The following is an 11,922-nucleotide window of genomic DNA, read 5'->3' as shown; positions in this document are numbered from 1 at the left end:
CAATTTTCCCGTTTTGGCACGGTGACGCCTAGTTCACCAACAGGATGGTAAATAATTGTGAATATGTATTAATTCCTGTTTGCTCAATGATTTCCTTGGCTTTAGGTATGTGCTTCTCGTCCAAGACTACACGGGTCTGATTCATAACTTAAGACTCCTAACTAATAGCTGACCTTTCAGTTTTTCGGTCGTTTGTTCTTGTGGAGATATTTGTGGAGTTAATGCAAGATTTTCTGTTTCAATTTTTTGAATCTGAGGCAAAACATTCATCGTATTGCCTGCTAGATATTCACTAATCAAGAGATTTGTGGCAGATGTGACGCTAATTCCCCTCTCGGTTGCATATTGAGACACCCAGGCTTGATGACGTTCATCTAGCCTGACTTTGGGGTTAATTGTCCCAGTTTGGGGCAAGGATGACAGATTCAGATGCCATTGATGTTTGATTGCATCCAATAGCAGATTTACAGTGTCACTCAGTTTGGAATAGTTAAGTGAAAGACGGACTCCTTCAACTTTGCTGGCGACTTGAGCCGCTAAACGTACTTGCATTTCACATAGCCAACAGTGCTTGAATATTTGATAATTGTGGATTAGCAGGAATGTAAAAGCCTTGCTTGGCACTCAGCTTTTGACGGACTAAATTAGCACATCCACCAATCAGCATCACGTTGGTAACGTCTGCAAGATAGTCATTAGCAGCTGTAGAGATGCTGTCCATCAGATTGTTAAACCAGTTTTCTAACAACCCTGGAAAGACTGAGCTAAAGTCATATTTACGTCCGTAAGTGAAAGAACCGTCAGCGATCGCGTCCATCATCTTTGCCACTTTAAAAGCAACGTTATCGCGCTTGGCGTAACTCTGCATCAAATCACTATTGATGATGTCGTTAGCCAGAGAGACACCGCCCACTTTGGGAATTGAACGACGGGTGAGAACTTCCGAGGATGGGGTGATGACAACATAATTAGTTGTACCGCCACCGATATCAATAGCGAGTGTGTCACCATCCATGTCAAGCTTGCCGTTTCTGTAAGCATTAATTACAGCAACATCTGTCTCAAGGAAAAATTCAACGTTTTTGATTCGGTGTCTGTAGTTTGTGCCGTTGACGTTAATTTGATGCTCTGCAACTAGAGTCCGTCTGATTGTGTCTTCGTGCCATTGAGAATGTTCTGGGACGAGAAACCGGACAACACCATCAAAATCCTGCCGCAATCCAGCCAAGGTGAACGGTTTAAAGAATTCTGGCAGGTCTTTACCCCTTTCTGCTGCGGTTTGTGAATTTTTCTGCTTAGTAGCGCGGTCTCCAAGGACTAAAACCTTATCATCAAGTTTGATAGAGGGTGAATTATCAGTGTCCAAATCTCTGGCACTGGTGTAAGTCACGTCTTGGAAGACTGAGCGCATCACGCGAGGTTTTTCACCTTTGAGGGCGGTGATACTGCTGTAGTTTCCGATATCTGCACAGTAAATATTGATCACTTGCAATCTCCTGATAAAGCTAGTAGCAGCCGTTTTTGGCTGTTGCTAACCTTTGCAGATAGCTATTTTGGTCGTACTTTTCTCTACTATTTCCCTAAGTCTGGATCTGCCAAACTCTTACTCAAAATTGCAGAGACGCGTTACCTCAAAGGTGCTTGTTACATCCTAGTTGTCATGATTCAGGCTTAACGTATTCGCTTTACGCATATAAATATAATAACTAAAGTGTAACTAAAATGGTATCACTGTGGTTGCATTATGGTATCATTATTTTAAATATCTTGTTCAAAAACTATTAGACTTGCTGATACTAATGTGGTATCACTTTAGTTAGAGTAGATGTAATCAATCTAATGTATAGATAGAAAAATTATGATTACTTTCATGGCCCGCCAGAAAAAACCGACAACAAATAGGACAACTCGATATTTAGATGAAATCGTTGAGGCTCTGGACAAATACGCAGAAGACCAAATGATTAGTTCTAACGCGGCCGTAAATAAACTTTTAAAAGAGCGATTAACCGAATTGGGATATATGCAACAAAACTAATAGTCGCCAAACGTGACGGAGGAAAATCAACCAAACAAGCCAGATTATGATTTTGAGCCAGTGACAGACCCAAGGGACTGGTCAGCACGTCAATAAAAACGAAATTAACTCAATGCCTTCAAAAGACGTAAATACAAGAAATGGGTTGGTTACAGATGAATGAAATATCATTAAAATTACTTAACATTTCTGGAGGGCGATTGAAAAAAGCGACCACTCCAGCTAAAGAGCGATCGCTGTTTGTATGTAATTGTTTAAATGTTCGCTTGAATGTTTTAAGCCTACAAGACCAGACAGACAAATCTGTTTTTATACGGTCGAGCCGCTTTTCATGCTACTCTAGCGAGAGTAAGTCTGCACGTAAAACTGCAATTAGTCTTTACAAGGGAGGTAGTAACGACCAAAACAGCATATTCAGATAGTCAGAATAAATGTGAGTCGTTGTAGAACTGTTTCGGTGCGATAAAGACTTGCCGGTCACAAACACCAAATTGTTCCAAACTGACGAGGACTCACCACTCGTAACCTACGTGTATCTGTCTGTTGCCAATATTAGCACACAGGCGGGATACTTTATGCTTTTTTTTGGACAAATAGTAAAAAAAGCATCTGCCGCTACAATTTATCCCAACTCTGAATTTAAGCGGAGTATTGGCAAAAGCTATTGAGCCAGAAATAATTGAGGGATGATTTGACGGCTAGATGCCTCGTAGAAGAGGATAACGTCGTGAATAATGGATTTTTTCAATCAAAAACTGCACTTTTCTTTTTAAAAAAAATAATGCAAAGGGCTGATTTCTGCTTTCTTTACTACCCACAAGCTAGCGCCAGGTATTATACCAGTCGCTGGTCAATTTGCGTCAAGTAGGTAAAAAAAGAAATCGGCTAGCTGCCCACACGCCAGACATACGTTTAGCGGTTAACGACTAACCGTCAATATTTTTTATAAACAATTTCAATGTAGCAATGTCTGGGTCATAAAGGCAAAATTAGTGCAACTTAAATCAAGTGACATCAACCTTATAAAATTGACTATGAGAGCTTCAGGCTAAGGATTACAGCCATTTTGACAAGAAAATTAATTTTTGAGCAAATTGGAAAATTTTTGTTTGTAGCCGTTGGTGACATTTGATATAAACACCGCTAATGAACCTTCAAATGAGAGGGTAGGGGGTAGGGTTTAAGAACCAAGAAGGGCTTAGGGTATTGGATGTTGGGTGTAGGAAAAGATTATCGATTACACCCTACGCCAAGACCCCAGACCACAAAAGATACACCCCGAACCTAAAAAGTGTGGGTAGCTCCGATGAACCAATCATCATCATCGGGGAGAGAAAAATGGCAAAAGCCAAAGTAAACACAGCAGCACAACCTACCCTAGAGCCATTAGATCCACTAGGGCAAAGGTTTCTAGAATACTTCCATCACGGTTGGGGATTCATCTATGCCCCCACCCCAAAAAGTGGTGAACGCCCACAGTGGCAAACAGAAACCCGCTATCCCTTACAGCCGCGTAACCTGTGGCAACAATACTTAAACCCCGATGTCTTAATAGGACTGCGGTTTACCAAACAAACCAACTACCTACTAATAGACATAGACAGAGGCAGCCAGCTACATCCATCAAACAGCCAAATAAAATACCGGCAGCTACTAGCCAGCCTAGAAGAAATCGGCTTATGCAGACCAATACCCATACAATCAAGCGATAGTGGCGGACTGCATATATATTATTTCCTAGAAGAAAAACAACATTCCTACACTCTAGCCTGTGCCATCCAGCAGACCCTAGAAGCAGCAGGCTTCAAAATCAAAGGAGGAGAACTAGAAATATTCCCCAACTGCAAAGTGTACAGCAAAGGCAGCCCCAGTAACTTTAACGCCCATCGCTTACCCTTACAGACAGGCTCTTATGTACTTGATGATTGCCTAGAACCGTGGTCAGACGACATCGAAGACTTCCTCAATGCCGCCGACTGGTCAGCAAAAGGGCAAGACTACGAAGCATTAGCCCAAGCACTAGTCCGAGCCAACAGCAAAAAAATTATAAAATTTCCCTACCGTCAGCGCAGTGCAGCCGAGCAATGGAAGCAAGACCTAGAACAACGCATCTCTGAAGGATGGACAGGAAACGGACAGACCAACGAACTGCTCAAAGATATAGCGTGTTACGGCATAGTCTTTCGCCAATTAAGCGGACAGACACTAGTAGATCATATAGTGATCACAGCCTGCCAATCTCCAGGTTACGTAAACTGGTGTCGCCATCAACATGAAATCGAACAACGAGCCAAAGAATGGGCAAGGTGCTGTGAAGGATTTTACACCCCGTACCCAGGCACACCGCAACGGGTAAACAGTTATAAAGAACAATTTGGCAGAGTAGATGAAAATAAAATCATCAACCTGCACCCTAACGAACAACGTCAGCAAGAGACAATAGGGCGGATTCGTTCGATTGTTGCACAGTTACAACAAGCTCTAACATTTCCAGAACGGACAAGCGATCGCGCTCTAGCAATTATCGCCGCATCCAAAGCCCAGTATGGCAAAGGAGTAAGTCAGACAACCCTGCACAAAGCAATATACCTACCCTTATGGCATCCTGACCACCAAAAAAACGCATCAAAACAGCCTGTAAATGAGCTTCTGGACAGCAACACAGCGATTTTATATCCTGAAAAATATCCCCAAATACCAGACCCGTGGTTAGAAGAATCGCAGTCTGAAACTCAGACCAAACAAGGGATACAGGAGCAAACAGCAAAAATTTACACACTCCCCCCATATATGAAGGTGTTGTACTTGAGTTCAGCTAAAGCGTTGCCGCCAGCAACGCCTATAGCTGAACTTAATCAAATTCAGGAATCTTCTCAAATTCAAATTCAAATTCAAATTCAAGAATTTTCTCCCAGTTTTAATTCTTCAGATCCTAGTTTTAATTCTTCAGAAATTTCAAATTTTACCAATCATAAGCAAAACCTATACCAACCTTTCCGAAGCGAATCGTTTGATGACAATAAGCAAGACTTATCAAATGAGGAAACAATTACTGGGTTAGGTGTTTCAGACGTAGTAACCACTGATCATAGTGATGTTGATAGCACCTCTAAGAACACTTTACAGGGTGAATATACCTCAGAAGCCGAACCTTTTGCACCAGTTTCTATACCAACTACTACACACTCAAATGTAGGATGTGTAGATTCACTACCCATTCCTGTAGAAGCGGATGATCCACTTGAACAGCAAACTTTTAGCCCAGATGATTACCGTCAGGCAATCAGACTGAAACTTCAGGCAACTGCTCAAGCACGTCATTGGCTGAAATTATACTGCACTATAGAAAACTTATCCTTCCTGCCCCAGGAGCGAATCAAACTAGAAAAGGTGGCCATGCGTTTGCTAATGCTAGAATCGCCGTCGCTGATTTTACAACAGGAAGCGCAGGAATGGCTGGCAAGTAACCCCTCTGCCCTAGAGATGGCAGAGCGTTTAAAACAAAGCAGACATGACTACAGGCTATAGAATTTGCGATCGTGCAGGCTTTTGATTAAAAATGATTGACTTAACTGCAAAAACTCAATAAAAACCCCACAATTAAGTGGGGAAATTAGAACCTGGATATTTAGAACAAATGTACTATATACGGAGATACAAAGCAAGTTTTTTGCGGTGTTTTTTTTCTCTAAACGTAGTATTACGGAAAATGTTACTCAATCGGCATTAAGATAAAGCCTTTAAATTTTTGTATTTATGAACCATTTTTATAAAAAATTAACAAAAAGAAATTGTCCCATTCTGAATAAACAAGAGCATAAAAGCGGTTAAAGATGTCTAACAATGCAACCATAGGTGCGTTGTTGTGACTAATTCCAGCTTTTATCGCATTTTAGTCCCAAAAAAGATAATTATGTCCCAAAAATGGGCATTATGGCATCAAAACCAGTTATTTTGATGCCATAAATAGATATTCAACACTCAAAAAAACAATATTTATCCTCATTGAATGAGGTTTTATAAAAATAGATAAAGAAAGTTGTAAGAAAATTTATGTTTGTAAAAATAACAAGAAATAAGGAATTTTGAATAATTACGCATAAGTAAAATATTTTGTCAACTATTCATAGTAATAAAAATCTTGCTAAAATCGGGTTTAGGGGTAAATATAGCGAAGCTGTCACCAGGGGCAAGATAGGCTGAAAGTACTGCGGTGGATGACTTTCAGACTATAAGATTAAGAGACATACGAACAAAGCGTATTTTTAGACACATTTACCCCGTCTCAATTGGCAACCTGACATTAAGATCCAAACGAAAAGTACCATAGGGATTAACGTGACCCCAAATTAAAGGCGAAAGCGCCCGCAAATCCTCCAACTTCATCAACTTCATCCATTGTGGTTGGGACAAAACCTCCTGAATCATCAACGTATTTATATATACCAAAGATATCTGGAGTAAATGCAGAGATAACACAGCTAATTCTTGGTCAGACAAACGATTAGTAGCAATCTCCCCACCCTTGCCGTAAAAAATAAAACTGTTAGCACTATTCCAGTTCTCCACCACGTTGAGTCCAGCATTTATCTCTTGTCGCAGTTCAACCGAATGCAGGTATTTACATAAAAATATAGTTTTTACAGCCTTGCCCAATTCCGCCAAGGCTTGATAAGTAGGGTGTAATAAATTACCCCTAGTAAAACGCTTTAAGATGGCTTCAGTTTCTGCCATACCCAAACGCAAAGCAGTAGCATACTTCACCATTTGGTCGTATTGTTGGCGAATTAAATCCCAATTAATAGCGCGAGTTAAAATAGGTTGCAAGTTTGGATAAGCATCATTATTTCCAGTTGAAGGACGGTATAATTTCTGAACATTGATACGTTTAAGACGCGGCATTAACTGAAAACCCAGTAAATGACAGAAAGCAAAAGCCACTTCATTTTGACCGTGACTATCCACATAATTTGTCTCCACTTTCATCTCAGTACAGTGGCGTAATAATCCTTCAATCATGGCTGCCACTTCAGAAGAAGAACAAGTTTTTAACTGTGAATAAATACAAACAGAATTCTTCTCAACGTGCCAATAAATCATCACACCTCTTCCACCATAACGGATGTGCCACTCAGTCATTAAGTTTTGATCCCAAGCACCAAACTTTTTCGAGTCAGAAGCACAGGCGGTTGTACCCTCTCCCCAAATAGTAGAAATTCTGGCAGTAAAAATTGCATTTGCAATACAGGCAATAGCATTACGTAATTGTTCTTTCTGAATAAAATGACGCTTAACATGGAGTAAATCTTGATAATTGTCGCCTTTAATCTCATCACTTAAACGCTTTAATCCAGTATTCGTTCCTAAACCATATAAACAAAGTAGCAAGCGTTTTTGTAAAGTATATTCGCCTAAAACCTCTCGTGTTGATACACTCTGAAAGTGTTGGCTAAACTTAACTCGCAAATCAGTCTCTTTCAGAATATCTAAGAGGCTAGTCATGCGCCAACGCCTAGTAATTTCAGTTTTCAACCTAGTCAAATTAGTCGGTTCATTTTGAGGATTCAGAGGAGAAACACAAATTCGACTTTTGCCTGTCGTTTTAAGTGTGACTAAACTATTTTTAGGTATTCCTTTATCCAGTAAAGTTAATGATTGCTCCAAAGATTGCTGTAAATTAGCAATAAAGACTTCTACATCGGATGGTTGTTTCAAAGCTTGGAAATATTCTAATCTTTGCGCCTCAAAATCAGCAGGTAAATCTTCTTCAGGGTTTCTGTAACGATTAGCTCCTACAACCCATATTTCCTTGCATCTCAGCTTTTCTCTCAATGCTTGCAGCACGCTCAACTCATAATTAATGCGATTAACTTTGATTTCATCGTCTGCTCCCGTCTCTAATATAATTTCTTGCCAACCACTACGTAATACCCCCTCAATGGGTATATCTTCTCCAGCATCATAATAACGCTGTTTACTATCAGCATACTTTTTTAGTAAAGATATCGCTTGAATAACTGGACGATGAACTTCATTATTTGAACGAAATTCGAGCTTGTTTAAAATTAACGGTAAAATTCGCCGATAATATCCACCATAAGAAGAGCGCATCACCGTATAAACTTTCTCACGGTAAGCATTCCCTGTAGATTTATACTCTTTCACTAAATTCTTGAGAGTCACTTCACTTACTACAGGAAAAATCACATCCTTGACTGTGCCATCAGGTGTTTTCAAGGAAGCTTCTGCCATTTGGTATAGTAGATTATTCTTCCCATGAACCCGTTTAAAATCCTGAATAAGCTCTTTATCTACACGTTTTTCTGCATTCACACCTATGCGATGGACAATCTGAATGAGTAACTCTACTAAATTATCTATAACTTCTTGACTTCTGAGCCAACAAAAAGCTGTAAATAGTGTGTAGCGAATATGTTCTGGGTGACGGCGTAAGTCACGAGGATGTTCAACAATTACCCGACTTTTATAGACTTGGAGAACTTTGGTAGAGATGTTTTTAAATAAGTCTGTTGGTAATTCTAATTGCTCAAAAATCTCTAATTTAGCAACTTCCTTTTGAAAACTTCTCTACACCAATTCTCCCTGGGTCTTTTTTTAATTCAGCCCATGTTAATCTAGTCACTTCAGTGTTTATTTCTGAGTTATTCGTGTCATCTAACTGTTGAGATAATTGGATATCTCCTGGATTATTCAGTTGTTTATCATGATTTGTTTGTGTGGTATCATCTAATTCCTGATCGGAAGCTTTCTCTTTCAAAAAATCATTTATCCACTTTTTAGATTGGTTAGATAGTTGGGAAGTTATGTCCCGAAAAAATTTAGATTCAAAATTTCTGATAGCAGAGCGAATGATACGTTCTAATCTGGAATCTGTCGGTGGTTCAAGTTTTAAATTCCGTAGTCTCGCTACTGCTGCAAGTTTTAGCTGTTCAAATTTTAACTCATAAATTAGTGCTTGTTCTGCTAACCAATTAGTTAACTCAAAAGCATCACTAACTTTGGTTTCTTGAAATCCAAAGAATTCTCTAATTTGAGCGCGATGATATTTTATGGAGCGTCCTTGCCAATCGTAGTAAGAGTACTTTTGGGGGGAAATATCTAAAAGTTTGGCAACATAATCAACAACATTTTGGGAGATTTCTTGATTATTCTCAGGAAATCTGGCATAAATCTCAAAAAACTTGAGCAATATAGCAAAACCTAACCGATTTTCGTCGTTTTTCTGATTCAGTAGTGCTAATTCAAGAGGGAGTAGCGTCCAATACTCTACTAATTCTTCTGGCTGCCAGGTTTTTTTCATTAAGTCTCACTCTTCAACCAAACAGTATTCTATCTTCTTTGGGGTAACAATCTTTAACTGAGATAAAATGCTGTTTCTCGATGAAAAACATACTGGAACTGAGTGATTCTATATAATTGCCCTAAAGGTCAGCTTTTTGGTCGGAATTAATCAGTATATTCAAGGCATGACGTGCAGCTGATTCTGATTTCTGTGAGGTGACTTTAGCGTAACGTAAAGTTGTTTGAATGCTTTCATGTCCCATTAATGAGCATAATTCCTCAATACTGATTAACCCCACTCGTTCTGTAGCAAATGTATGTCGTAAATCGTGAATGCGAACTCCTTGAAGGTGTGGATACTTATTGGTTGTCTCCCGCCAATAATCATGCAATGTATGGTAGCTGATTCTACTTACTTTTCGGGTAACTGGATGTTGTGCTGTAAACAAGGCATTCGTATTTTGATGCCGTGAGTATTTCAAGTATTTAGCAAGCATTGAGGCTGCGTCATCACTGTAAAAACACCAGCGTTGTTTGTTGCCTTTACCTAATACTTGAAATTTCTGGTTCTTGATATCTACAGAATCTATGTTTAGGGCTAAAAGCTCTCCTATTCTGCATCCTGTGCGATGCAGTAAATGAACTATCGTACTTAGACGTAAGTCATCTTTTACGGCAGAATATAGTATATTTAGTTGTGATTGTGTTAGATATCTTATTGTCTCGTCGCTTTTATGTTCGCCTTTCTCTCTTTCAGGTAGACGTTGTTTTAGTCCCCGGATAGGGTTGGATTTTATATACCCTTGTTCTACTGCAAAGTTAAGCAAACTTTGTAATATTGCTTGATGCTTGTGGTGTGTTGTGTATTTTAAATGACTGAGATTATTTAGATACTCAACTAATGTTTGCTTACTGATAATTTCTATTGACCAACTTCCATACTTTTGCAGTAAAAGTCCGAGGGTCAGTTCATAGGTTTCTCTAGTACTTGGTGCTAGACCAGGACGCTCTAGAAATTCGGTCGTGACAGTGGCTAAAGTTACAGCCGATTTCACGGTTGTTTCTGTATTCTCTCGCTTGGTTTTTTATTGATAAATTATATATCTTTTTATGAGTTAGCCCTGAGCTTTTTATGGATACTTTTAAAACTCCCAATAGCGATGAATCCCTTGCTAGTTACGTGTCACGGGTCAGGAAGAAACTCAATTTAACTCAGTCTGAGTTGGCGGATGCTGCTGGTATACATGGACGCTCTGTCGGGAAAATCGAGCGAGGACTTACGCTTAAAATTAATCGTAGGACACTTCAAGGGTTAGCGATCGCACTTGGCGTACCTCAAGAATATTTTGATGCTGTGATCAAGGGTGAGGAAGTATCTCAGGTTAGAGGGGTTAAGTTTTGTCCCCAATGTTGGAATCCTGGCGCGGCGGTTGACCCTATGTGGAGTCATATCAAAGCCAAGTTTTGTTATCTCTGCGGTACACCGATTCGAGCTAACTGTGCGAATTGCGGTGAGTTGGTGTTGTCTTTGAGACACCGATTTTGTCCAATTTGTGGCTGTGCTTATAAAACGCCTGTCAAAACCGCTAAAATCCAATAATCAACTCTTTTTCTCAAACCCAGACTCCACAATACTTTCAGCCTATCTTGCCCCTGGTGACAGCTTCGCTATATTTACCCCGTTTAATAGTAAAAAAGTATATAGAAATTTGAATTAAATTTACAAAACTGGTTTGGTTCTAGTTAGTTGTACTAGAGTTTTTTTATTGTTCCTTTGCAAAATAATTGATTTTGACAGGAAATCAGATTTATTCCTAGTAATTAAAGTGTGTCTTTTTGGCAAAGGACAGTTGTGAGCATTCAGTTTTGGCAGATAGACTTTTTTAGACAACCCATATAGTGGGTTTATGGTACGAAATAATTATTTTTCTTCCAAAAGTGGATGCTCTAGGACAGTTAAGCAGTTTCCTAGTCTTTGTTATGCAGAGAAAACACTTACCTTTGACTTTGGCTCGGCTCAAAGCATCTATATCAGCAGATGAACGTGCTGATAGTAGAGCAACAAAAAATAAAGGTTCAAAAAGCTTATTGGAGATATTTTTTCAGGTACGTTGGCAGCTTGTTTCAGTCACTACAACGCTTTTAATTGGTTTACAATCGAGGGCAGCTAGAGCAGATTCCATATTTTCTAATGCACAAAAAGCAATGGAATGTATAATTACTAGTGCCTCAGCAGGTGGAGCGATTACTAATGCAGTCTTAACTAGTCTGCCAATGATTTTATTTACCGCCTTGACAATAGTTTTATTCGGTTATTTCTGCTTCTCTATTTATCAAGGGGTTGCGGCGTATGGACGTGGTGAAGAAGTTAGTAATGTCATTCAGCAGCCAATTTTTACCTTCATATCTGTGATATTGATTGTAGTATTCCAATCACTGCTTTTTGGCAATAACACAGCTTGTAACTAATGACCGAATAATTCAGAAATCAGAATCCATACTGACTCCTAAACAGCATTTAACGGCAGTTGCTACCAATCAAAAAATTACGAGGATGCACCGCCTTATTGATGCTGATAATA

General features: G+C 39.3%; 7 protein-coding genes and 1 pseudogene. 4 read left to right on the top strand and 4 right to left on the bottom strand.

Features of this window, described 5'->3' with window-relative positions; all coding sequences use genetic code 11:
* Positions 1-141 precede the first annotated feature (141 nt).
* Entirely contained in the window at positions 142-552 is a 411-nt protein-coding gene (locus NPUN_RS36570; RefSeq protein ID WP_012412870.1) for a hypothetical protein, read from the bottom strand.
* A gap of 1 nt (position 553) precedes the next feature.
* The gene (locus NPUN_RS36565; RefSeq protein WP_012412869.1) at positions 554-1,486 is read right to left on the bottom strand and encodes a ParM/StbA family protein; all 933 of its coding nucleotides are present in this window, start codon (positions 1,484-1,486) and stop codon (positions 554-556) included.
* Here NPUN_RS36565 and NPUN_RS36560 point away from each other — a divergent pair, their 5' ends adjacent.
* Positions 1,487-1,675 carry a hypothetical protein gene (locus tag NPUN_RS36560; protein ID WP_041566746.1) on the top strand — a complete coding sequence of 63 codons (189 nt, stop codon included), beginning with the start codon at positions 1,487-1,489 and terminating at the stop codon, positions 1,673-1,675.
* 1,701 nt (positions 1,676-3,376) lie between these two features.
* A complete protein-coding gene (locus NPUN_RS36550; protein WP_012412868.1) occupies positions 3,377-5,566 on the top strand; it encodes a bifunctional DNA primase/polymerase in 2,190 nt (729 codons plus the stop codon).
* A 747-nt stretch (positions 5,567-6,313) separates the two neighbouring features.
* Here the strand turns inward: NPUN_RS36550 and NPUN_RS36545 are convergent.
* Together NPUN_RS36545 and NPUN_RS36540 are read right to left on the bottom strand one after the other, a co-directional pair.
* Positions 6,314-9,359, bottom strand: a pseudogene (locus NPUN_RS36545) (Tn3-like element ISNpu13 family transposase).
* Between the two features lie 121 nt (positions 9,360-9,480).
* Positions 9,481-10,395, bottom strand: a complete 915-nt coding sequence (locus tag NPUN_RS36540) for a tyrosine-type recombinase/integrase (RefSeq protein WP_012407621.1) — start codon at positions 10,393-10,395, stop codon at positions 9,481-9,483.
* A 77-nt stretch (positions 10,396-10,472) separates the two neighbouring features.
* On the opposite strand from NPUN_RS36540, the gene NPUN_RS36535 reads away from it, so the two are divergent.
* Positions 10,473-10,940: a double zinc ribbon domain-containing protein gene (locus NPUN_RS36535; RefSeq protein ID WP_012407622.1), complete on the top strand. Its 468-nt coding sequence runs from the start codon at positions 10,473-10,475 to the stop codon at positions 10,938-10,940.
* Positions 10,941-11,320: 380 nt separating this feature from the next.
* Entirely contained in the window at positions 11,321-11,809 is a 489-nt protein-coding gene (locus tag NPUN_RS36530; RefSeq protein ID WP_052304754.1) for a hypothetical protein, read from the top strand.
* Positions 11,810-11,922: the final 113 nt, after the last annotated feature.

Origin of the sequence: Nostoc punctiforme PCC 73102, from assembly GCF_000020025.1 — a bacterium.
Taxonomy (GTDB): Bacteria; Cyanobacteriota; Cyanobacteriia; order Cyanobacteriales; family Nostocaceae; genus Nostoc; species Nostoc punctiforme.
Note: the sequence above shows the minus strand (reverse complement) of the source record. Positions and strands in the feature narration are given on the sequence as shown.

Bases quoted from the DNA above. Each gene is read 5' to 3' on its own strand.
- NPUN_RS36550 (WP_012412868.1), top strand. From the start codon at position 3,377: ATGGCAAAAGCCAAAGTAAACACAGCAGCACAACCTACCCTAGAGCCA.
- NPUN_RS36530 (WP_052304754.1), top strand. From the start codon at position 11,321: ATGCAGAGAAAACACTTACCTTTGACTTTGGCTCGGCTCAAAGCATCT.
- NPUN_RS36570 (WP_012412870.1), bottom strand. From the start codon at position 552: ATGCAAGTACGTTTAGCGGCTCAAGTCGCCAGCAAAGTTGAAGGAGTC.
- NPUN_RS36535 (WP_012407622.1), top strand. From the start codon at position 10,473: ATGGATACTTTTAAAACTCCCAATAGCGATGAATCCCTTGCTAGTTAC.